We start from the raw sequence: 22,128 nt of genomic DNA on the forward strand, positions 1-22,128 counted from the left end.
GGGCGGGGGATGGCTGTGGCAGGGACGGATTTGCGGGTCAGACTGGCCCCGCCCTGGCTGGTGGCGGATCTGGGACGGGTGCGGCGCGTGCTGTCCTTTGCCCCGCATCGCCCCGGCTTTCGCAGCGCGCGGCATATCCTGATCCGCCAGGTCCGCGATGCCGACCTGACCCCGGACCTAGACGCTGTGAACTGGCTGGGGGCCGAGATGGCGCGGATCGGCCATGCCGGCGACGTGGGCATGATGACCTCGCGCGGGTTGCACCATCACCGGCTGGCCCAGGCCGGGCCGGTGGCCTGCCTGGCCACCGTCGGCCTGGGCAATGCCGAGCGGGTCGGCCGGCGCCGCATGGTTCCGTCCAGCAGCTATGGCACGATCAACATCGCCCTGCTGGTCGAGGACGGGCTGACCGATGCCGCCATGATCGAGGCGCTGAGCATCGTGGCCCAGGCCCGCACCGCCGCCGTCATCGCTGCCGGGATCGAGCTGCCGACCGGGCGCGCCACCGGCACCGGCACCGATTGCATCGCCCTGGCCTGCGATGCGGGCGGCACCGCCTTTGCCGGGCTGCACACCGCCCTGGGCGAGGCGATCGGCGCCGCAGTCCATGACGCGGTGCTGGCAGGCGCCCTGGCCTGGGTTGCCGAGCATGGCAGAGAGCCGGCCCGCGCAGCGCCGAGTTGCACGGGAGCATGAGTATTTGAAGAACGAAGAAGATGGGGCGACCTTACCCCACGAATTTTTTCTTGTGGGGTAGGTGCGGGGCGACTATCCTTGCCCCACAAGGAAGAAACTGTGGGGTAGTCTCGTGGCGCAGCATCTTTCGCCGGTGGCGGTGGCGGCCTGGACCGATCTGCTGCGGCATCTGAAGGATGCGGCGGTCAGCGAGCTGCGCGGCGTGCCGCGGCTGAAGAAGGTCGGGCAAAGGGCCTATTGGTATGACCATTTCCGCATCGGCGACCGCACCCTGGACCGCTATATCGGCGAGGATGGCGAGGAGCTGCGCGCGCGCCTGGACCGGCTGGAGGCCCTGCGCGAGGCCGAGAAGCAGAGCCAGCGCGAACGCTCGCGGCTGATGCGCATCCTGCGGGCCGAGGGTTGCCTGATGACCGACCGCGGCTCGGGGCAGGTGATCTCGGCCATGGCGCGGGCCGGGGTGTTCCGCCTGGGCGGCACGCTGGTCGGCACCCAGGCCTTCCGCTGCTACGAGGGCGAGCTGGGCGTGCGCATCGGCTTCGACCAGGCGGCGATGACCGACGACATCGACATCGCCAGTTTCGAGCGGCTGTCCTTGGTGCTGGGCGACCAGGTGATCGAGCCGCTGGCCGAGGTGTTTCGCGAGTTGCGCTTTGCCCCCCTGCCCTCGGTCGAGGGGCAGCGGGTCTGGCGCTGGCGCCAGGGCGAGCAGCAGACGCTGGTCGAGTTCCTGACCCCCTGTTTCGACGGCACCGAGGGGTTGCGCGACCTGCCGGCGCTTGGCGTCTCGGCGCAGAGCCTGCATTACCTGAACTTCCTGATCGCCCAGCCGATCCGGGTGCCGCTGCTTTACCGCGCCGGCTTCCTGATCCAGGTGCCGCGCCCCGAACGCTATGCCATCCACAAGCTGATCGTCGCCGACCGGCGGCGCGACGGGCCCGATACGCTGAAGGCGCGCAAGGACCGGGCGCAGGCCGAGTTCCTGATCGAGGTGCTGGCCGAAGAGCGCCCCGACGAGCTGCGCGACGCCTATGAGACGGCGATGGCGCAGGGCCCGTCCTGGCGCGGGCGGCTGGCCGCGACGCTGGCGCGGATGCCGGATCTGCGCAAGCGGCTGGCGGCGCTTTAGCCGGGGCGGAAATCGGCGGGCTTGATGCCGTGGCGCGCCAGCTTGTCGTAGAAGGTCTTGCGCGGCAGGCGCAGCCGCGCCATCGCCTGGGTGGCGTTGCCCTGCGCCAGCCGCAGCGCCTCACGGATCAGTTCGGCCTCGTATTCGGCGACCAGCTCCGACAGGCCCGGCGCCTCGCCGCCTTCGGCCGGCGGATCGAAGGGGGTCAGCCCCAGCGCATGGCTTTCGGCGAATTGCCGCAATTCGCGCAGGTTGCCGGGCCAGCCATGGCCGGCCAGCCGGGCCTTGACCGCGCCGGTGACCGGCGCCACCGGCAGGTCCAGCCGCGCCGCCGCCGCGAGCAGGAAATGCCGGAACAATTCGGGGATGTCCTCGCGCCGCTCGGCCAGCGGCGGCAGGGTCAGGACTGCGCCCGACAGCCGATAGTAAAGGTCGCTGCGAAAGCGTCCCTCGCGCATCAGCCGTTCCAGGTCGGCGCGGCTGGAGGCGATGACGCGCAGGTCCAGCGGGCGCGGCGCGGCGCTGCCGGGGGGCTGGATCTCGCGCGCCTCGATCAGCGCCAGCAGGCGGGCCTGCAGCGTGGGCGCGAGCGCGTCGATCTCGTCGAGGTAGAGCGTGCCGCGATGGGCAGCCTCGAGCCGGCCCGGCGCGCGCGGGCCGCGGCCCTGCGGCTCGGCGCCCAGCATCTCGACCTCGAAGCGCGGCTCGTCCAGCGCGGCGCAGGCGACAGGAACGAAGGCGCGGGCGCGGCGCGGGCTCTGGCGGTGGATGGCGCGGGCCACGGTCTCCTTGCCCGAGCCGCCGGGGCCCAGGACCAGCACGTCGCCCCCCGCCTCGGCCAGCCGCGCCACGGTCTCGCGCAGGTGCTGCATGACCGGGCTTTGCCCGATCAGCCGGGTCTCGCGCGCGGCGCTGTCCTGCTGCCGGCGGCGCAGGGCGCGGTTTTCCAGCACCAGGGCCCGGCTGGAGGCCGCCCGCGCCAGCGCCGCCGCCAGCGTGCCGCCTCCGACCGGCTTGGTCAGGAAATCGTAGACCCCCTGCTTCAGCGCCGCGACCGCCATCGGCACGTCGCCATGCCCGGTCAGCAGGATCACCGGCAGGTCGGGATCGAGCGCATGGATGCGCTGGAACAGCTGGAACCCGTCCATGCCGGGCATGCGCACGTCCGACAGCACCACGCCGGGCCAGTCGGGGCCAAGGCCGGCCAGCGCCTCGGCCGCATCGGTGAAGGCTTCGGCGCGAAAACCCGCCAGGTGCAGCGCCTGCAGCTGCGCCTCGAGCAGGTCGGGGTCGTCATCGACAAGGCGGACAAGGGGCGCGTCGGTCATGCGGCCTTCGGCAGGTCGAGGTGAAAGATGGCGCCCTGCCCTTCACGCTGCGGCCCGGCCGTGAGGCTGCCGCCGAAATCCCGCGCGATCTCTTGCGAGATCACCAGGCCCAGGCCCAGCCCCTCGGGCTTGCTGGTGGCGAAGGGGGTGAAAAGCTGGGCGGCGATCTGCGGCGACAGCCCCGGCCCGTTGTCCGAGATGCTGAGCCGCAGCACCGGCCCGTCGTCCTGCAGCACGATGCGGATTTCCGGGTCGGGCCGGCCCTCCAGCGCCTCTTGCGCGTTCTGGATCAGGTTGACCAGCACCTGTTCCAGCCGCACGGTCTCGGCCATGACCCGCAGGCCGGGCGGGATCTGGGGCAGGACCAGGCGGATGTCCTGCGCCCGCCGCCGGCTGGCGGTCAGCAGCAGCGCCGCATCCAGCGCATCCTTGAGCGCAACCGGACCCAGCTCGCCCGTGGCCTTGCGGGCAAAGCCGCGCAGCTCGGTGGTGATCTGGGCGATGCGGTCGGTCATGCGCGAGATCTGCGACAGGTTGCGATCCAGGTCGGCGGCCAGGTCGGGGGCCAGGTCGGGCGCGTCCCGCGGCAGCATCTGCCGGCCGTTCTCGGCCAAAAGGCGGATGGTGGCCAGCGGCGTGTTCACCTCATGCGCGACGCCGGCGGTGATCTGGCCCAGCGTCGCCAGCTTGTTGGCCTGCACCATCTCGCCCTGCAACTGCGCCAGCCGCTGTTCGGCCGCGCGGCGTTCGCGCATCTCGGCGGTCAGGTCGCGGGTGCGCTCCTCGACCGCGCGTTCCAGGTCGGCGCGATAGCGGCGCTCGGCCTCGGCGCGGCGGGCGGCGCGGGTGCGGGCGCGCGCGGCGGAAACCCCGCCGGCCAGCAGCAGCGTGAACAGGAAGCCGACGGTGCCCGCCGCCAGCAGCGCCGCCCGCACCGCCTCGGCCGAGGGCGCACGGACCCACAGCACCCAGCCCGCGCCCGGCACCGCGCGCCGGGCCGAGACCTGCCCGGCCGGGATCGGCGGCAGCGGCGCAAAGCGCAACTGCGGCGCGCTGGACAGGATCACCTGCCCGGCCGCGTCCGTGACCAGCGTGGTCTCGGCCGCCTGCGCCCAGCCCTGCTCCATCGCGTCGAATTCCACCTTCACCACGATGACGCCCAGGGGCTCGCCCATCTGCGGCACGTCGTGGGACAGGTAGAGCCCCGGCCGCCGGCTGACGGTGCCAAGCGCGAATTGCGTCGCCTCGCCGCGAAGCAGCGCCTCGCTGAAATAGCTGCGAAAGCTGTAGTCCGAGCCCACGAAGCTGTCGGGATCGTGCCAGTTCGAGGCGGCGATGGCGACGCCGTCGCGATCGAGCAGATAGATCACCGCGCTGCTGGTCTGCTCCTGCAACCGTTCCAGCTTTTGCGACACGCGCGAGACATTGGCCGGCGACGGCTCGGCCAGCGCCTGCAGCACGGCGGCATCGTCGGACAGGACCGTGGCCACGGCGCGCTGCTTGGCCAGCACGCTTTCCAGCGTCTGCACCCGGCTTTGCGCGCTGATCTCCAGCCGCTCGGTCAGGGCGCGGGCGGCATTGCCATGGGCCAGCCGAAAGGCCAGCGCCAAGGCCGCCAGCATGGCCAGCGCCACGGTCGCCGCGACCAGCAGCCGCCACAGCATCGGGCCGGGCCTTGCGCCTTGCGAATCGGTTGTGGCGGCCATGCTTCCCCTGGCGGACGGATGTTGTGCGGGTTTCCACACTAGCAGATCCGCCCTGTGTGGAAAACCACACGGATTTGCCCGGCCGCTGGCGACAAAAAGCCATGATTACAACGCATTGCTGTCATGCGCCCGGTTTTTTGGCGCCAGGGCCCGCGAATTTATCATGGCGGTCACATCACCGTCATACGCAGGTTGGAGGAGGCCCCATGCACATCGACACCACGGCCGCGCCGGTCGCTCACGCACCGCGGCCCTTTTACAGACATCTCTATTTCCAGGTTCTGTGCGCCATCGCCGCCGGCGCGCTGATCGGGCATTTCTATCCCGAAACGGGCGAAGCGCTGAAGCCCCTGGGCGACGCCTTCATCAAGCTGGTCAAGATGATCATCGCCCCGGTCATCTTCCTGACCATCGTCACCGGCCTTGCCGGCATGGGCACGCTGAAGGGCGTGGGCTCGGTCGTCGGCAAGGCCTTCGGCTATTTCCTGACCTTCTCGACCCTGGCGCTGATCGTCGGGCTGATCACCGCCAATGTCATCCGCCCCGGCGCCGGCATGAACATCGACCCGGCGACGCTGGATGCCAGCAAGGTCGCGGACTATGCCGCCAAGGCGCATGACTCCTCGCTGACCGGCTTTGTCATGGACATCATCCCGTCCACGATGACCTCGGCCTTCGTCGAGGGCAACATCCTGCAGGTCCTGTTCATCGCCATCCTGTTCGGCATCGGCCTGATCCTGATCGGCGACAAGGGCAAGCCGGTCGTGGCGCTGTTCGAGGCGATCAGCCACGCCGTCTTCCGCATGGTGGACATCCTGATGAAGGCCGCGCCCATTGGTGCCTTCGGCGCCTTCGCCTTTACCATCGGCAAATACGGCATCGCCTCGGTGGTGAACCTGGCGACGCTGGTCGGCACCTTCTACCTGACCTCGGCGCTGTTCGTCGTCGTGATCCTGGGCACGGTCTGCATGCTCAACGGCTTTTCCATCTTCCGGCTGATCTCCTATCTCAAGGCCGAGATCCTGCTGGTGCTGGGCACCTCCTCCTCGGAATCGGCGCTGCCCTCGCTGATGGAGAAGATGGAGAGGGCCGGCTGCAAGCGCTCCGTCGTCGGGCTGGTCGTGCCCACCGGCTACAGCTTCAACCTGGACGGGACGAACATCTACATGACGCTGGCGGCGCTGTTCATCGCCCAGGCGACGAATACCGACCTGACGCTGCAACAGCAGATCCTGCTGCTGCTGGTCGCCATGCTGTCGTCGAAGGGCGCGGCGGGCGTCACCGGGGCCGGCTTCATCACCCTGGCCGCGACGCTGTCGGTGGTGCCGACCGTGCCGGTCGCCGGCATGGCGCTGATCCTGGGCGTGGACCGCTTCATGTCGGAATGCCGCTCGATCACCAATTTCATCGGCAATGCGGTGGCCACCGTGGTCGTCAGCCGCTGGGAAGGCGCGCTGGACCGCGAACAGTTCGACCGCGTGCTGGCCGGCGAGGCGGGGGGCCAGGTCGCCCCGATCCACGACCTGCACGGCGCCCCCGCCGGGCTGCGCCTGAACGAGGCCAGCGCCGACTGACCCGCCGCGACTGCAACAAGGGGCGCCCCGCCGCGGGCGCCCTTTTTCCGTTCAGGGCGGCGGCGCCGTCGTCTCGCGCAGCATCAGCCGCGGCGCCAGCAGGGTCACGGGGGGGATCTCGCGCCCGGCGATGCGGTCCAGGATGATCCGCGCCGCCTTGCGGCCGATCTCGCGCTTGGGCTGGCGGATGGTGGTCAGCGCCGGCGACAGGTGCGAGACCAGCTCGATGTCGTCGAAGCCGACGATGGACAGGTCGCGCGGCACATGATGCCCGGCGCGCTGAAGCCCGGACATGAAGGTGCAGGCCATCTCGTCGGAAAAGGCAAAGATCCCGGTCGGCCGGTCGGCCGGTGCCAGCGCCTGCCAGGCCAGCGCCGCCTGCTGCCCGGATTGCATGGTGAAGTCGCCGGGAAACTCGGTGATCCGCGCCCCGCCCGCGGCCTCATGCGCGCCTTGCCGGCGCGCCTTGTGCAGCACGTTGCCGGGCGGGCCGCCGATCACGCCGATATGGTCGTGGCCAAGCGCGCGCAGATGCGCCACGGCCAGCCGCCCGCCCTCGCGATTGTCCAGCATCACGCGGGGCAGGTCAGCGCCCTCGATCCATTCGCAGGCGGTGACGACCGGCGGCAGGTCCGCCCGCCCCGCCAGGTCGCCAAAGGGCGCCAGCCCGTCCAGCAGGATGATCCCGTCCGCGCGCGAGGGGTCCAGGAAACGGTCCAGCCGGGTATGGCGGCCGCTGTCCTCCAGCGTGTCGGCGACCAGCAGGTCATAGCCGGCGGCGGCCAGTTCGCGCCCCATCCCGTCCAGGATCTTGGCAAAGAAGGGATTGCCCAGGTTCGGCACCAGCGCCACCACGCAGCCGGTCCGCTGCTTGCGCAGATTCCGCGCGGCGTGGTTCATGCGATAGCCGGTCTCGGCCACGGCCTGCATCACCGCCTCGCGCGTGGCCTTGGCCACCACCGCCGGATTGGACAGCACCCGGCTGACGGTCGAGGCCGACACGCCCGCGCGCCTTGCGACATCCGACAATCTGGCCCGTCCGGGCGGGATCTGGCTTTCCATCGCCAAAGGTTACGCGCCCGGCGCGATGCGGTGCAAGAAAATGTTTGCAATCGATTGCAGAGCGGTGCAGCCTGACCCTTGGGGAGAGAGGGGATCATGCGGACCATCAAGGGACCGGCGCTGTTTCTGGCGCAGTTCATCGGCGATACGGCGCCTTTCGACAGCTGGGACGGCATCACCCGCTGGGCGGCCGATTGCGGCTATCTGGGCGTGCAGGTGCCGACCAGCGACCCGCGCATGCTGGACCTGGCGCGGGCCGGGGAGTCGCAGGACTACCGCGACGAATTCCTGGGCATCGCCCGGCAGAACGGCGTCGAAGTGACCGAGCTTTCGACGCATCTGCAAGGCCAGCTCGTCGCCGTGCATCCGGCCTATGACGCCGGTTTCGACGCCTTCGCGCCGCCGGCCCTGCGCGGCAATCCCCCCGCGCGGCAGGAATGGGCGGTCGATCAGGTCGCCCGCGCCATCCGGGTCAGCCGGCTGCTGGGCCTGGACCGGATGGCGACGTTCTCGGGCGCCCTGGCCTGGCCCTACCTCTACCCCTGGCCGCAGCGCGCGCCGGGGCTTGTCGAGGCGGCGTTCGACACGCTGGCCGCGCGCTGGCGCCCGCTGCTGGACCTGGCCGAGGATCACGGCATCGACCTTTGCTATGAGATCCATCCGGGCGAGGATCTGCATGACGGCGCGACCTTCGAGATGTTCCTGGACCGGATCGGCGGCCACGCGCGGGCGAACATGCTTTACGATCCCTCGCATTATGTCCTGCAACAGCTTGATTACCTTCAGAACATCGACCTCTATCACGACCGCATCCGCATGTTCCACGTCAAGGATGCCGAGTTCCGCCCGACCGGCCGGCAGGGCGTCTATGGCGGCTATCAGCCCTGGGCGGATCGCGCCGGCCGCTTCCGCAGCCCCGGCGACGGGCAGGTCGATTTCCGCAGCGTGTTTTCCAAGCTGACGCAATACGGTTTCGACGGCTGGGCGGTGGTCGAATGGGAATGCGCGCTGAAACACCCCGAGGACGGAGCACGGGAAGGCGCGCGTTTCGTGCGCGACCATGTCATCCGCGTGACACCCCATGCCTTCGACGATTTCGCCGCCAGCCGCGTGGACCGCGCGGCCATCGACAGGGCGCTGGGGCTATGAGGCCGGTTCGCCTGGGCATGGTCGGCGGCGGCAGCGGCGCCTTTATCGGCGCCATCCACCGCATCGCCGCGCGCATGGACGGGCGCTTCGCGCTGGTCGCGGGCGCGCTGTCCTCGGACCCTGCCCGCGCGGCGGCCAGCGCGGCCGAGCTGGGCATCCGCAGCTATGGCGATTTCGCCGAGATGGCGCGGGCCGAGGCGGCGCGCGAGGACGGGATCGAGGCGGTCAGCATCGTCACCCCGAACCACCTGCATGCCGCCCCCGCCGCAGCCTTCCTGCGCGCCGGCATCCATGTGATCTGCGACAAGCCGCTGGCGGCCACGCCCGAACAGGCGCACGAGATCGCCGAGGCCGCGCAGGCCAGCGGTGCGCGGTTTTTCCTGACCCACAACTACTGCGCCATGCCCATGGTGCGCGAGGCCCGCGCGCTGGTGGCCGAGGGCGCGTTGGGCGACATCCGGGTGGTGCAGGCCGAATATCTGCAAGGCTGGCTGGCCGACCCGGCCAAGGGCAAGCAGGCCGAATGGCGCACCGATCCCGCCCGCGCCGGGGCCGGCGCCATCGGCGACATCGGCACCCATGCCTGGCAGCTTGCGCAATTCGTCACCGGCCAGACGCCCGCGTCCCTGTCGGCGGAACTCTCCAGCATGGTGCCGGGCCGCGCGGTCGACGACGATGCCCGCATCGCGCTGCGCTACGGCTCGGGCACGCGGGGCGGCATCTGGGTCAGCCAGGTCGCCGTCGGCCAGGAAAACGGGCTGTCGCTGCGGGTCTTTGGCACCAAGGCGGCGCTGGAATGGCGCCTGCCCGACCCCGAGCGGCTGATCCTGTCGCCCAAGGACGGCCCGGCCCGCGTCCTGACGCGGGCGCAGGACCGCAGCGCCTCATATCGCACCCCGCCCGGCCACCCCGAGGGCTACCTGGAAGGTTTCGCCAATCTATACCGTGATATAGCGTCGATCATTCAAGGAGATTCCAGCTTTGCAGACCGCGTGCCGGGGCTGGATGCCGGGCTGTCGGGCATGGGTTTCATCGCCGCCGCACAGGCGTCCTCGGCACGGGGCGGCGCATGGGTCGAGGTCGGACCATGACCGTTCTGGCGCTCGACAACGTCTCGAAACGCTTCGGCCCGATCAAGGTCCTGCACGGCGTCGACCTGGCGCTGGAGCCGGGCGAGGTCCATGCCCTGATCGGCGAGAACGGCGCCGGCAAATCCACCATCATGAAGATCCTGGGCGGTTTCCTGGACCCGACCTCGGGCCAGGTGCTGCTGGACGGCCAGCCCGTCCGCTTCGCCAGCGGCCCCGAGGCCGAGGCGCAGGGCATCGTCGTCATCCACCAGGAGTTCAACCTTGCCCCCGACCTGACCGTGGCGGCGAACGTGTTCCTGGGGCGCGAACCCGGCGGCTGGCGGCTGGACCATGCCGCCATGCGGGACGCCACCGCCGCGCTGCTCAAGCGGCTGGACACCCGCATCGACCCCGATGCGCGCATCCGCGACCTGTCCGTGCCCGACCGCCAGATGGTCGAGATCGCCAAGGCCCTGTCGCGCAAGGCCCGCGTGCTGATCATGGACGAACCCAGCGCCGTGCTGACCCATCGCGAGGTCGGCTCGCTTTACCAGCAGATCGACCGGCTTCGGGCCGAGGGGGTGGCGATCCTTTACTGCTCGCACCGGCTGGAGGAGGTGGCGCATCTGGCCGACCGCATCACCGTGCTGCGCGACGGCCGCGTGGTGCGCCAGGCGCTGCGCGGGGAGCTGACCGAGGACGGCATGGCCACCGCCATGGTCGGGCGCGAGTTGCAGGATTTCTACCCGCCCAAGGGCCAGCCGGGCGACGCGCCCGCGCTGGAGGTGCGGGGCCTTTCGGTGCCCGGTCGGGTCCGCGACGTCAGCTTTACCCTGCGTCGCGGCGAGGTGCTGGGCATCGCCGGCCTCGTCGGCTCGGGGCGCACCGAACTGGCCGAGGGGCTGGTCGGCCTGCGCCCCTCGCAGGGCGAGATCCGGGTCGAGGGCCGGCCGGTCGCCATCCGCAGCCTGCGCGACGCCTTTGCCGCCGGCCTCGCCTATCTGACCGAGGACCGCAAGGAAGCCGGCCTGCTGCTCGACAAGGGGCTGCGCGAGAACCTGACGCTGGCCACGCTGGAGCGCTTCGGCACCTGGCGGCTGGACACCAGGGCCGAGGACGCCGCGCTGGACAGCGCCACGCGCGAATTCGACATCCGCGCCCCGCGCCGCGACATGCCGGCCGGCAAACTTTCCGGCGGAAACCAGCAGAAACTGTTGCTGGCCAAGGTTATGCTTCCAGATCCTCGAATCATTCTTATCGACGAGCCGACGCGCGGCATCGACGTGGGCACCAAGCGCCAGATCTATGCCTTCATCCGCAAGCTCGCCGCCGAGGGCCGCAGCCTGATCGTCATCAGCAGCGAGATGACCGAGGTGATCGGCCTTGCCGACCGCGTGCTGGTCATGCGCGAGGGGCGGCTGGCCGGCGAACTCGACGGCGAGGACATGACCGAAGACCGCATCGTCCGCCTGGCCATGGGCGTGACCGGAGAAGCCGCATGAAACTCGACCTGCATACCCTTGGCCCGCTTGTCGCCCTGGTCGCCCTGGTGATCCTGGGCGCGGTCCTGAACAGCGCCTTCCTGGCGCCGGCGAACATCACCAACGTGCTGGCGCGCTCGGCCTTCATCGGGCTGATCGCGGTCGGCATGACCTTCGTCATCACCGCGGGCGGGCTGGACCTGTCGGTGGGGTCCATGGCCGCCTTTCTGGCCGGGATCGCCATCATCGCCATGAACGCCGCCCTGCCCGGCCTGGGCAGCAACTGGGGCACGATCCTGCTGGGCATGGGCGTCGCGGTCCTGGGCGGCATCGCCGCGGGCTACCTGAACGGCGCGCTTGTCACCAAGGCGCGGATCGAGCCCTTCATCGTCACGCTGGGCACCATGGGCATCTTCCGCTCGCTGGTGACATGGCTGGCCGACGGCGGCACGCTGAGCCTCGACTACGGGCTGCGCACGCTCTACCGGCCGGTCTATTACGGCGGCATCGGCTGGATCACCTGGCCGATCATCGTCTTTGCCATCGTCGCGGTCCTGGGCGAATGGACCATGCGCCATTCCCGCTTTGGCCGGCATGTCGAGGCCATCGGCTCGAACGACCGCGTCGCGCGCTATTCGGCCATCGACGTGAACCGGATGCGGCTTCTGACCTATGTGCTGCTGGGCGTGCTGGTCGGGCTGGCGGTGGTGCTTTACGTGCCGCGCCTCGGCTCGGCCTCGGGCTCGACCGGGGTTCTGTGGGAGCTTGAGGCCATCGCCGCGGTCATCATCGGCGGCACGGCGCTGAAAGGCGGGCGCGGCCGGGTCTGGGGCACGGTGGTCGGCGTGCTGATCCTGTCGCTGATCGACAACATCCTGAATCTGGCCGACCTGGTCAGCCCCTATCTGAACGGGGCGATCCAGGGGGTCATCATCGTTCTTGCTGTCGTCTTGCAGCGGGAGAAACGCACCGTCGAGGAGCGGTGACTGGGGAGGAAGCAACAGATGAAACGCAGAAGCCTGATGAAAGCCGCCGCGCTGATGGCCGCGATGGGGATCGCCGCCCCCGCCGTCGCGCAGGAGGCCGAGAAGAAGATCATCGGCGTGTCGATCCCGTCGGCCACGCATGGGTTCATGGGCGGGCTGAACTGGCACGCGCAGGACACGATCAAGCGGCTGGGCGCGACCTATCCCAACCTTGAATTCGTGCTGTCCACCGCCGGCGATCCGGCCAAGCAGGTCAACGACATCGAGGACATGATGGCCACGCGCAACATCGACGCGCTGGTGGTGCTGCCCTTCGAATCCGAGCCGCTGACCGCCCCGGTCAAGGCGGTCAAGGATGCGGGCAAGTTCGTGACCGTGGTGGACCGCGGGCTGAGCCAGGAAGGGATCGAGGATCTATACGTGGCCGGCGACAACACCGCCTTCGGCCGCGTGGCGGGGGAATATTTCAAGGGAAACCTTGAGCCCGGCGCCAAGATCGTGGTGCTGCGCGGCATCCCGACCACGCTGGACAACGAGCGCGTCGATGCCTTCCGCGCCGCGCTGGAGGGCTCCGAGGTCGAGATCCTGGACATGCAGCACGGCAACTGGAACCGCGACGACGCCTTTGCGGTGATGCAGGACTACCTGGCGAAATACCCGCAGATCGACGCGGTCTGGGCCGCCGACGACGACATGGCCATCGGCGTGCTCGAGGCGATCTCGGCCGCGAACCGCCAGGACGAGATGTGGGTGATCGGCGGCGCCGGCATGAAGGAGATCGTCAAGCGCATCATGGATGGCGACAAGCAGCTGCCGGTGAACGTGACCTATCCGCCGGCGCTGATTTCCTCGGCCATCGAGATGACGGCGCTGAACTTCGTGTCGAACGCGCCGATGACCGGGCGCTTCATCATCGGCAGCCAGTTGATCACGCCCGAGAACGCCGAGCAGTTCTATTATCCCGACAGCCCGTTCTGAACGGGCCGCCCGCGCAGCCCCCTTGCCTCGGCGGGGCTGCGTCCGGCGATGCGATCAGGCCACGCGGACCCCCTGCACCCAGGCGCCGCGCAGCGCGGCGCCGCGGCCGATGCGGGCGACGCGGATCACGTCGGCCCGCGTGCCGGGGGCCAGCCGGCCGCGGTCGGCCAGCCCGGTCGCCTGGGCCGGGCCCTGGGTCACGGTGGCGATGCCGCGCGCCATGTCCCCCCACAGATCGCCCAGCAGCAGCGCCGCCGACAGCAGCGACGAAGGCACGTAGTCCGAGGACAGGATGTCCAGAAGCCCCGCCTCGGCCAGGTCCGCCGCCGCGACATTGCCCGAATGGCTGCCGCCGCGGATCAGGTTCGGCGCCCCCATCATCACCCGGATGCCGTGGTCGCGGCAGGCGCGCGCGGCCTCGGCCGTGGTCGGGAACTCGGCGAAATGCGCGCCATGCCCGGCCGAGACCGCGACCTGCGCCGCCGTGGTGTCGTCATGGCTGGCCAGCACCGCGCCATAGCGCCGCGCCTCGGCCACCGCCGTTTCCTCGTGCAGCGCGCCCAGCCGTTCGCGCAGGGCGCGCTGGCTGGCGACATGGTCGGCAAAGCCCTCGTCCGACAGGCCATGCTTGCCGCAGACGTAATCCTTGAGCTTGGAGATGTCGCGGAACTGCCGCTCTCCGGGCGTGTGGTCCATCAGGCTGACGATGCCGATGCGGTCCTGGGGACCGAACTTGGCCATCTCGGCCACCAGGGTTTCGGAACAGACCTCGGCCCGCAGGTGCAGGTAATGGCTGATCTTCAGCGCGCCCATGGACCGCAGCTCCAGGATCTCGTCGGCTAGGGCGCGGGCATATTCGCCGTAATTCGCCTTGCCGTCCGACACGACCGACCCCACGCGCAACGCGTCGAAAACCGTGGTGATGCCTACGCTGGCCAGTTCGCCGTCATGGGCCAGGATCGCCGCCTGATGCGGCCAGTGCACGCGGGGGCGGGGCTGGATGTGGCGCTCCAGATTGTCGGTATGCAGCTCGATCAGCCCCGGCATCACCAGATCGCCGCCGCAATCCACCGCGCCTTGGGGCACGGTCGCGCCATGGTCGATGGCGCTGATGCGGCCATCGGCCATGCGCAGCGCCCCGCGGATCACCTCGCGGGGCAGGACAAGCGTGGCGTTTGCAAGGATCGTCTCGGTCATCTTCTGTCGTCCTGTCTTGCGTCCGGGTCCATGGACGGGCTGAATGCCAGCGCCGTGTCACAAGCCTGTGACACGCCAGCGATAAGAGCCTGCGCATGGACATGATGAAGCGTTACGCCGTCTATTACGCCCCGCCCGAGGGCGCATTCGCCAGCCGCGCCAGCGCCTGGCTGGGCTGGGATGCCGCCGCGGGCCAGCCGCTGGACCCGCCCGACCTGGGCCTGCCGGCCGCCGAGATCACCCGCGACCCGCGCAAATACGGCTTTCATGGCACGCTGAAGCCGCCCTTCCGGCTGGCCGAGGGCCGGGATGCCGACGAATTGCACCGCGCCGTGGCGGGGCTGGCCCGGCGGCTTTCGCCCGTCACCCTGCCTGGCCTGCGGCTCGCCAGCCTGGGAGGTTTCCTGGCGCTGGTGCCGGAGGGCGACGCGGCACGGCTGCAAGCCCTGGCCGCGACGGTGGTGGCGGCGCTCGACGGCCTGCGCGCGCCCCTGACCGAGGCCGAGATCGCCCGCCGCCGCCCCGATCGCCTGACCCCACGCCAGCGCGAATTGCTGCGGCTTTGGGGCTATCCCTATGTCATGGAGGAATTCCGTTTCCACCTGACCCTGACCGACCGGCTGGAGGAACCGCTGGCCACCCAGGCGGCGCAGATCCTGGATGCGCATTTCGCCCCGGTCCTGCCCCGGCCCTTTCGCATCGCCGACCTGTGCCTGTTCGGCGAGGCCGAGGACGGGCGCTTTCGCCTGCTGCATCGCTATACCCTTTCCGGCTGAAGCGCGGCCAGAAAGCGCGCGAGCCCCTGTTCGGGCGTGCCGTCGTTCACCACCACCCGCGGCACGATGCCGGGCGGCAGCGGAAAGCCCGCCCGCGCCAGCCGCGCCGCCTGGTCCGCGCCGCTTTCGCGCCCGCGCCCGGCCAGCCGCTGCGCCAGCACCTCGGGCGGTGCCGTCACCAGCAGCACCGTCAGGCCGGGGAACCGCTCCTGCGCCTCGGCCAGCACGGCGCGGCTGGCGTTGATGAGCAGCGTGCCCTGTCCGGCCAAGGCTTCGGCCGGGATGCCGTAGCCCAGCCCATGCGCGCGCCAATGCAGGGCGAATGCGCCGGCCTGCCGGCGGGCGGCGAACTCGGCCTCGCTGACGCCCTCGAAATCCTCGCCGCCGGCCTCGGCCGGGCGGGTTACGACGCGGCGGGCGGCGCGGATGTCGGGCCGCGCGGCGCAGGCCAGCGCCATCAGCGTGTCCTTGCCCGCGCCCGAGGGGCCGACCACGGCGACCAGCCGCCGGCTCATGCCGCCAGCCCCGGCGTGAAGCCGGTCACGTCGACCAGCCGGTCGCAGACCCGGTCCCGCGCGCTCTCGTCGTGGAAGATGCCCAGGATCGCCGCGCCGCGGGCCTTGGCCTCTTCGATCAGGCACAGCACCACCTCGCGGTTCTGCGCATCCAGGCTGGCGGTCGGCTCGTCCAGCAGCAGGGCCGGATAGTCATGGGCAAAGCCGCGGGCGATGTTCACGCGCTGCTGCTCGCCGCCCGAGAAGGTGGTGGGCGACAGCCGCCACAGCCGCTCGGGGATGTTCAGCCGCGCCAGCAGATCGGCGGCGCGCGCCCGCGCCGCCTGGGGGGCGATGCCCAGCCGCAACAGCGGCTCGGCCACAACCTCCAGCGTGGGCACGCGCGGCACGACGCGCAGGAACTGGCTGACATGGCCCAGGACCGCGCGGCGCAGCGCCAGGATCTGGCGCGGCTCGGCCGTGACCACGTCGACCCCGCCGATGCGGATCGACCCGCCCCCGGCCAGGTAGTTGCCATAGACCATGCGCATCAGCGTCGATTTCCCGGCGCCCGAGCGGCCGACCAGCCCGACGCATTCGCCAGGGGCCACGCGCAGATGCGCCCCGGCCATCACCGGGATCGCCACCCCGCCCTGGTTGTGCAGGGTAAAGCTTTTCGTAAGGTTCTGGATCTCGATCATCGGCTACACCTGAAGGACAGAGGACACGAGCAGCTGGGTATAGGCGTGCTGGGGATCGTCCAGCACCTGGTCGGTCAGGCCGGTTTCCACCACCCTGCCCGACTTCATCACCATCAGCCGGTCGGCGAGCAGCCGCACCACCGCCAGGTCATGGGTGACGATCACCACCGACAGGCCAAGGTCGCGCACCAGCCCGCGCAGCAGGTCCAGCAGCCGCGCCTGCACGCTGACGTCAAGCCCGCCGGTGGGTTCGTCCATGAACACCAGCCGCGGTCCCGTCACCAGGTTGCGCGCGATCTGCAAGCGCTGCTGCATGCCCCCGGAAAAGGCCGAGGGGCGGTCGTCGATGCGGTCCGCCGCGATCTCGACCCGGCCCAGCCAGTCGGTGGCGCTGTCGCGGATGGCGGCATAGTTGCGCGCGCCCACGGCCATCAGCCGCTCGCCGACATTGCCGCCGGCCGACACGCCCATGCGCAGCCCGTCGCGCGGGTTCTGGTGGACATACGCCCAGTCGCCGCGCAACAGCCGGCGCCGCTCGGCCTCGGAGAATGCCAGCACATCGGCACCGTCGAACAGGATCCGCCCCTGGTCCGGGCGCTGGTGCCCGGCCAGGCAGGACAGCAGCGTCGATTTCCCCGAGCCGCTTTCGCCGACGATGCCCAGCACTTCGCCGGGGTAAAGGTCGAAGCCGACATCGGCGCAGCCGATCCGCGGGCCGTAGCGTTTCGTCAAGCCCTGCACCGACAGCAGCGGTGCGGCGGTGATGGCGTTCTGCATCAGGGTCATGGCGCGTCTCCTTGCGGCGACAGGCGGCCGCAATGCCCCTGCGCCTGGCGCGCGGCGCAGAAATCGGTGTCGGAACAGACGAACATGCGCGTGCCGCGGTCGTCGGTGATGACCTCGTCCAGATAGCTGCTGCCCGAGCCGCACAGGTCGCATGCGTGATCGGCCTTGGAGGCCGTGAAGGGGTGGTCCTCGAAATCCAGGCTGACCACGTCGGAATAGGGCGGCAGGGCATAGATCCGCGCCTCGCGCCCGGCGCCGAACAGCTGGATCGCCGGATTGCCGGCCAGCTTCGGGTTGTCGAACTTCGGGATCGGCGAAGGGTCCATGACATAGCGCCCCTCGACCCTGACCGGATAGGCATAGGCGGTCGCGATCTCGCCATGCCGGGCGATGTCCTCGTAAAGCTTGACGTGCATCAGCCCGTATTCCTCAAGCTCGTGCATCTTGCGCGTCTCGGTCTCGCGCGGTTCCAAGAAGCGCAGGGGTTCGGGGATCGGCACCTGGTAGACCAGGATCTGCCCCTCGGCCAGCGGCTGCTCGGGGATGCGGTGGCGGGTCTGGATCACCGTGGCGTCAGTGGTGCGCTCGGTGGTTGCGACCCCCGCCGTGCGCTGGAAGAAGCGGCGGATCGACACCGCGTTGGTGGTGTCGTCGGCGCCCTGGTCGATGACCTTCAGCCGGTCGTCCGGGGTCAGGCAGGCCGCCGTCACCTGCACGCCGCCGGTGCCCCAGCCATAGGGCATCGGCATCTCGCGGCTGGCGAAGGGCACCTGGTAGCCGGGGATCGCCAGCGCCTTCAACAGCGCGCGGCGGATCATCCGCTTGGTCTGTTCGTCCAGATAGGCGAAATTATAGGCTTGGTCGGTCATTCCGCCGCCTCCTGCATCTGCATCGCCTCGCGCCGCATGCGCCGGACCAGTTCCAGCTCGGCCTGGAAATCGACGTAATGCGGCAGCTTGATATGTTCGAGGAAACCCGTCGACTGGATGTTGTCGCAATGGCTTAGCACGAATTCCTCATCCTGCGCCGGGGCGCCGGTGAAATCCTCGCCCAGTTCCTGCCAGCGCAGGGCGCGGTCCACCAGCGACATGGAAATCGCCTTGCGCTCGGACTGGCCCATGACCAGGCCATAGCCGCGGGTGAATTGCGGCGGCTCGGTGCGGGAGCCCTTGAACTGGTTCACCGTGTCGCATTCGGTCAGCTCGACCTCGCCGATCTCGACGGCAAAGCCCAGCTCGGGCAGGTCGACCTGAACCGCGACGCGGCCGATGCGCAATTCGCCGACGAAGGCATGGGTGCGGCCGTAGCCGCGCTGCGTGGAATAGGCCAGCGACAGGGTGAACCCCTCGTCCGCCCGCGCCAGCGCCTGCAGGCGCAGCGCGCGCGAAGCCGGCAGTTCCAGCGGCTGGCGCGTCAGGTCGGGGGCGGGCGTGTCGTCCGCCGGCTGCCCCTCGATCAGCCCGTCGCGGTCCAGCAGGCCGGTGACATGCGGCACCGGCTCGTCCCGCGCAGGCGCCTGGGGCGCGGGCGGCGCCTCGCCCTCGGCGGCCAGCGCGAAATCCAGCAGGCGGTGGGTATAGTCGAAGGTGGGCCCCAGCACCTGCCCACCCGGCAGATCCTTGAAGGTGGCCGAGACGCGGCGATCGACCGCCATCGCCGCCGTGTCGACCGGGCGCGAGGTGCCGAAACGCGGCAAGGTGGTGCGATAGGCGCGGATCAGGAACACCGCCTCGATCAGGTCGCCGCGCGCCTGCTTGATCGCGAGCGCGGCCAGGTCGGGATCGTAGAGCGAGCCCTCGGCCATGACCCGGTTCACCGCCAGCGCCATCTGCTCGCGGATCTGGGCCACGGTCAGCTCGGGGATGGCGGGGTCGCCGCGGCGTTCCTCGGCCAGCCAGGCATGGGCGGCGTCGATGGCGCGCTCGCCCCCTTTGACGGCGACATACATCAGGCGTCCTCCACGATGGTGCTGCGCGGCAGGGCGGCAAGGCGCGCGCCGCAGGTCAGGATGCAATCGAAGCCCAGCGGGAACAGCGCCCGGTTGGCGCGGAAGGCGGCGGTCTCGGGCAGGGACAGCCGCGCCTCGGTTTCGATGCCGGGGCCGGTCAGGCGGGCGCCCTCGGGCTCCAGCCGGTCCACCTCGACGATCAGCGTTGCCGAGCGGTCGGGATAGGACGGCTCGCCGATGCGGAAGCGGCCGAGGGGGTGCAGAGCGTCCCAGGTGCCAATCGCGAATTGCGCCTGTTCGGCCGCGACCAGCGGCGCGCCGGTGTGAAAGCCGATCCAGCCCCGCAGCGCCTCGCAATCCGCCGCACCCGCCAGATGCAGCGGCGTGGTGGCATCGGTCAGGGTCAAGAGCGCCACCCCGGCCGCGACCGAGAGGGGCGCGGGCGGCCGGGCGCCCTCGACGGCAAGGATGCGGCCGGGCCGCGCCATGGCCTCCAGGAGAGCGCGGAAGGCATGGGCGGATTGGGTCGAAGGGTCGGCGAAACCGCCGGTCAGGATGGCGTTCATGCGTCCTCTCCGCGCAGCATGGTGAAGAATTCGACGCGGGTGGCGGCGGCCCTGGCGGCGCGGCTGGCGCGGGCCCCGGCGGCCTCGGCCCGCAGGGGGGCCAGCACCTGCGCCTCGATCCGCGGCGCGGCCGCGGTCTGCATCAGCGCATCGGCCAGGGCGGCGCGAGCGGCATGGGCCTTGTCGCGGCCCTGCACGCAGGCATGGCCCACCGCGCCCTCGGCCAGCCGGACCGAGCAGCGGGTCACGGTCATCTCGCCCAGGTTGAAGGGCGCGCCGGTGCCGCCGATGCGGCCTTGCACCATGACGGTGCCGATTTCGGGCGCGCGCAGCATCTCATGCGCAGGCAGGTCGGGCAGCAGCGCCGCCAGCCGCCCTGGCGGCGCCTTGGCCAGGGCCGAGATCCAGTCGCGGCGCAGGGCGGTTTCGGATGGGGATGGTTGGGACATTCCGGGCCTCGACAAGCTTGCGGGTTTGTCTAGATTACTATACAACTAGACAAGTGATAGCCCGCCCGCCGATTCTGCTCAAGGGGCGGCATCGTGAATTTTTGGTGACGGAGGCGACATGGCCCGCAGTCCGATCTGGAAATCCATCGCCGACACGCTGGCGGCCGAGATCGCCGAGGGGCATTACCGCCCCGGCGACAAGCTGCCCTCCGAGGCGGTGCTGGCCGCACGGTTCGGCGTCAACCGCCATACCGTGCGCCATGCGCTGGCGGCACTGGCCGAGGCGGGGACGCTACGCTCGCGCCGTGGCGCCGGGGTCTTCGTCGCGGCGCGACCCACGGATTACCCGCTGGGCCTGCGGGTGCGGTTTCACCAGAACATCACCGCCTCGGGACGCACGCCCTCGCGCCGGCTGACGCTGGCCGAGACGCGCGCCGCCAATGCCGAAGAGGCCGAGGCGCTGCACCTTGCCCCCGGCAGCCCGGTGCATGTGGTCGAGGGCGTGTCGCTGGTCGATGGCCAGCCGGTGGCGGCGTTCCGCTCGGTCTTCGATGCCGGGCGTTTCCCGGAACTGCTGCGGCATGTGGCGGCGATCCCTTCGGTCACGGCGGCGCTGGCGGAATGCGGGCTCAAGGACTACACCCGCGCCTCGACCCGGCTGACGGCAGAGCTTGCGCCCGCGGTGATGGCGCTGGCGCTGGAGGTGCCCGAGGGCGCCCCGATGCTGCGCTCGGTCGCGGTGAACGTGGATGCGGGCGGCGTGCCGGTCGAATACGGCACCACCTGGTTCGCCGGCGACCGGGTGACGCTGACCCTGCGCCCCGAGGACGGCGGCCAGGGCGTCGGCACCTTGCCGTCCACCGGAAAGGCCGCGCGCAACTCATAACCGCCCGCCAGCCCATGCGATGGGCAGGCCGCCGCGAACGCAGTCCCCGGCGGCGGAGATTTGCAGCGGCTGCGCCAGCCCTGCGCTTGCTCTGCAACGAGCTCGGTCGATTGCCCCTAGCCCACGGCCCGGCGGTAAAGGTGCCATGTCGCGTGGCCGAGGATGGGCAGCACGATGATCAGCCCGGCAAAAAGCGGGATCATCCCCAGCACCAGCGCGCCGGCGACGATCAGCCCCCAAAGCGCCGTCGCGCCAGGGTTGCGGCGCGCGACGGCGAGCGAGGTCGCCAGCGCCACCGGCACCCCCACCGGGCGGTCGATCAGCATCGGGAACGACACCAGGCTGACGCACAGCACCACGGCGGCAAAGACGAAGCCGACGCCGATCCCGGCAAGGATCATCGTCCAGCCCGCGCCGGTGGTGAAGCTGTCGCGCAGCAGGACGAGCAGGCTGTCATAAGGCCCCGGCCCCAGGGTGACGACCCAGATCGCATGCGCGGCAAGCAGCCAGAAGGCAAAGATCGCCGCGAGCAGCAAGCCCAGCATCAGCACCGGCCCAAGCACCCGGCCGGTCAGCGTCGCCAGCACCGCGCCCCAATTCGTATCCTCGCCCCGCTCGCGCCGCCGGCTCATCTCGTAAAGGCCGATCGCCGCGACAGGTCCGATCAAGGGAAAGCCCGCGGCCAGCGGGAACAGCAGATGCACCTGCCCCGCGTTGAACGCCCAGGCGGCAAGGACGAAGCCGATCACCGGATAGAGCGCCACCGCGGTGATCACGTCGGTGCGCAGCGCGGCAAAGTCCTCGACGCCCTTGCGAAGCGCCGCGCGGATGTCGCCCCAGCCGATCTGGTTGACCGTGGGCACGGCTCTTTCGTGGCTGCCGATCCCGTCCACCGCCGCCCCGGCGCTGCGGCCTATGCCGGCCAGCCTCTGCGCGCTCCAGCTCAGCGGGTTTCCAATCGTCTCTCGGTGCATGGCTGCATCCTCCCTTCCTGGAGGGCCCGCGATAGGGCGAGGCGTCAGCCGGGGAATCCGGCCCCCCGCCCGCGAACATGCCGGGCCGAACCGTCCTCGACGGGTAGTCTAGCAGATACAGCGCAAGGTTGCACTCGGGGAATCGCGTGCCTTGTCCCTTGCCGCCGCCCCGTCGCCGAGGGAGAGGCCGCC

The 22,128-nt window shown here is 70.3% G+C and carries 22 protein-coding genes; 10 read left to right on the forward strand and 12 right to left on the reverse strand.

The genetic code is table 11. The features are described 5' to 3' along the window. Window positions 1–9 precede the first annotated feature (9 nt). Both IT40_RS12210 and IT40_RS12215 read left to right on the forward strand, forming a co-directional pair. The gene (locus IT40_RS12210; protein WP_036755270.1) at window positions 10–696 is read left to right on the forward strand and encodes an adenosylcobinamide amidohydrolase; all 687 of its coding nucleotides are present in this window, start codon (window positions 10–12) and stop codon (window positions 694–696) included. Window positions 697–808: 112 nt separating this feature from the next. After that, window positions 809–1,825 carry a nucleotidyltransferase family protein gene (locus IT40_RS12215; protein WP_036755272.1) on the forward strand — a complete coding sequence of 339 codons (1,017 nt, stop codon included), beginning with the start codon at window positions 809–811 and terminating at the stop codon, window positions 1,823–1,825. Here the strand turns inward: IT40_RS12215 and IT40_RS12220 are convergent. Together IT40_RS12220 and IT40_RS12225 are read right to left on the reverse strand one after the other, a co-directional pair. Continuing rightward, a complete protein-coding gene (locus IT40_RS12220) occupies window positions 1,822–3,153 on the reverse strand; it encodes a sigma-54-dependent transcriptional regulator (RefSeq protein ID WP_036755274.1) in 1,332 nt (443 codons plus the stop codon). The genes IT40_RS12215 and IT40_RS12220 overlap by 4 nt on opposite strands. Next, window positions 3,150–4,859, reverse strand: coding sequence for a sensor histidine kinase (locus tag IT40_RS12225; RefSeq protein WP_084197084.1), 1,710 nt, complete (start codon window positions 4,857–4,859; stop codon window positions 3,150–3,152). The genes IT40_RS12220 and IT40_RS12225 overlap by 4 nt, the downstream gene beginning before the upstream one ends. A 206-nt stretch (window positions 4,860–5,065) precedes the next feature. On the opposite strand from IT40_RS12225, the gene IT40_RS12230 reads away from it, so the two are divergent. Beyond that, the gene (locus IT40_RS12230) at window positions 5,066–6,433 is read left to right on the forward strand and encodes a dicarboxylate/amino acid:cation symporter (RefSeq protein ID WP_036755278.1); all 1,368 of its coding nucleotides are present in this window, start codon (window positions 5,066–5,068) and stop codon (window positions 6,431–6,433) included. Between the two features lie 51 nt (window positions 6,434–6,484). Here the strand turns inward: IT40_RS12230 and IT40_RS12235 are convergent, their stop codons facing one another. Further along, window positions 6,485–7,495 (reverse strand): LacI family DNA-binding transcriptional regulator, encoded by a 1,011-nt coding sequence (locus IT40_RS12235; protein WP_036755280.1) that lies wholly within the window; start codon window positions 7,493–7,495, stop codon window positions 6,485–6,487. A 96-nt stretch (window positions 7,496–7,591) separates the two neighbouring features. On the opposite strand from IT40_RS12235, the gene IT40_RS12240 reads away from it, so the two are divergent. Genes IT40_RS12240 through IT40_RS12260 form a run of 5 tightly spaced genes read left to right on the forward strand, consistent with a single transcriptional unit; the run spans window position 7,592 to window position 13,159 of the window. Continuing rightward, window positions 7,592–8,644 (forward strand): sugar phosphate isomerase/epimerase family protein, encoded by a 1,053-nt coding sequence (locus tag IT40_RS12240; protein WP_036755282.1) that lies wholly within the window; start codon window positions 7,592–7,594, stop codon window positions 8,642–8,644. Continuing rightward, entirely contained in the window at window positions 8,641–9,735 is a 1,095-nt protein-coding gene (locus IT40_RS12245) for a Gfo/Idh/MocA family protein (protein ID WP_036755285.1), read from the forward strand. The genes IT40_RS12240 and IT40_RS12245 overlap by 4 nt, the downstream gene beginning before the upstream one ends. After that, window positions 9,732–11,216: a sugar ABC transporter ATP-binding protein gene (locus IT40_RS12250; RefSeq protein ID WP_036755288.1), complete on the forward strand. Its 1,485-nt coding sequence runs from the start codon at window positions 9,732–9,734 to the stop codon at window positions 11,214–11,216. Before IT40_RS12245 ends, IT40_RS12250 begins: the two co-directional genes overlap by 4 nt. After that, window positions 11,213–12,181: an ABC transporter permease gene (locus tag IT40_RS12255; RefSeq protein WP_036755291.1), complete on the forward strand. Its 969-nt coding sequence runs from the start codon at window positions 11,213–11,215 to the stop codon at window positions 12,179–12,181. Before IT40_RS12250 ends, IT40_RS12255 begins: the two co-directional genes overlap by 4 nt. 18 nt (window positions 12,182–12,199) lie before the next feature. After that, window positions 12,200–13,159: an ABC transporter substrate-binding protein gene (locus tag IT40_RS12260; RefSeq protein ID WP_036755294.1), complete on the forward strand. Its 960-nt coding sequence runs from the start codon at window positions 12,200–12,202 to the stop codon at window positions 13,157–13,159. 54 nt (window positions 13,160–13,213) lie between these two features. Here IT40_RS12260 and IT40_RS12265 read toward each other — a convergent pair whose 3' ends face one another. Further along, complete coding sequence (locus tag IT40_RS12265; protein ID WP_036755297.1) at window positions 13,214–14,356, reverse strand: alpha-D-ribose 1-methylphosphonate 5-triphosphate diphosphatase; 1,143 nt, start codon at window positions 14,354–14,356, stop codon at window positions 13,214–13,216. A 95-nt stretch (window positions 14,357–14,451) separates the two neighbouring features. Between IT40_RS12265 and IT40_RS12270 the strand changes: the two genes are divergently transcribed. Continuing rightward, window positions 14,452–15,132, forward strand: coding sequence for a DUF1045 domain-containing protein (locus IT40_RS12270; protein WP_036755300.1), 681 nt, complete (start codon window positions 14,452–14,454; stop codon window positions 15,130–15,132). On the opposite strand, the gene phnN is transcribed toward IT40_RS12270, so the two are convergent. From phnN to phnG, 7 genes are read right to left on the reverse strand one after another with little or no spacing between them, the layout of a single operon-like run. Then, window positions 15,114–15,647: a phosphonate metabolism protein/1,5-bisphosphokinase (PRPP-forming) PhnN gene (gene phnN, locus IT40_RS12275; RefSeq protein ID WP_036755302.1), complete on the reverse strand. Its 534-nt coding sequence runs from the start codon at window positions 15,645–15,647 to the stop codon at window positions 15,114–15,116. The two genes, IT40_RS12270 and phnN, sit on opposite strands and share 19 nt — an antisense overlap. Then, the gene (gene phnL / locus IT40_RS12280; RefSeq protein WP_036755305.1) at window positions 15,644–16,327 is read right to left on the reverse strand and encodes a phosphonate C-P lyase system protein PhnL; all 684 of its coding nucleotides are present in this window, start codon (window positions 16,325–16,327) and stop codon (window positions 15,644–15,646) included. Before phnL ends, phnN begins: the two co-directional genes overlap by 4 nt. Before the next feature lie 3 nt (window positions 16,328–16,330). Further along, entirely contained in the window at window positions 16,331–17,113 is a 783-nt protein-coding gene (gene phnK, locus IT40_RS12285) for a phosphonate C-P lyase system protein PhnK (protein WP_036755308.1), read from the reverse strand. After that, window positions 17,110–17,982, reverse strand: coding sequence for an alpha-D-ribose 1-methylphosphonate 5-phosphate C-P-lyase PhnJ (locus IT40_RS12290; protein ID WP_036755311.1), 873 nt, complete (start codon window positions 17,980–17,982; stop codon window positions 17,110–17,112). The genes phnK and IT40_RS12290 overlap by 4 nt, the downstream gene beginning before the upstream one ends. Beyond that, window positions 17,979–19,061 carry a carbon-phosphorus lyase complex subunit gene (locus IT40_RS12295; protein ID WP_036755314.1) on the reverse strand — a complete coding sequence of 361 codons (1,083 nt, stop codon included), beginning with the start codon at window positions 19,059–19,061 and terminating at the stop codon, window positions 17,979–17,981. Before IT40_RS12295 ends, IT40_RS12290 begins: the two co-directional genes overlap by 4 nt. Continuing rightward, on the reverse strand, window positions 19,061–19,627 hold the full coding sequence (gene phnH / locus IT40_RS12300) for a phosphonate C-P lyase system protein PhnH (protein WP_036755317.1): 567 nt from the start codon (window positions 19,625–19,627) through the stop codon (window positions 19,061–19,063). Before phnH ends, IT40_RS12295 begins: the two co-directional genes overlap by 1 nt. Continuing rightward, complete coding sequence (phnG, locus tag IT40_RS12305) at window positions 19,624–20,076, reverse strand: phosphonate C-P lyase system protein PhnG (protein ID WP_036755320.1); 453 nt, start codon at window positions 20,074–20,076, stop codon at window positions 19,624–19,626. Before phnG ends, phnH begins: the two co-directional genes overlap by 4 nt. A 118-nt stretch (window positions 20,077–20,194) precedes the next feature. Between phnG and phnF the strand changes: the two genes are divergently transcribed. Continuing rightward, entirely contained in the window at window positions 20,195–20,962 is a 768-nt protein-coding gene (phnF, locus tag IT40_RS12310) for a phosphonate metabolism transcriptional regulator PhnF (protein ID WP_052095893.1), read from the forward strand. 116 nt (window positions 20,963–21,078) lie between these two features. On the opposite strand, the gene IT40_RS12315 is transcribed toward phnF, so the two are convergent. After that, window positions 21,079–21,936: a DUF2189 domain-containing protein gene (locus IT40_RS12315; protein ID WP_036755323.1), complete on the reverse strand. Its 858-nt coding sequence runs from the start codon at window positions 21,934–21,936 to the stop codon at window positions 21,079–21,081. Window positions 21,937–22,128: the final 192 nt, after the last annotated feature.

This window comes from Paracoccus versutus (genome assembly GCF_000763885.1).
Lineage (GTDB): Bacteria > Pseudomonadota > Alphaproteobacteria > Rhodobacterales > Rhodobacteraceae > Paracoccus > Paracoccus versutus.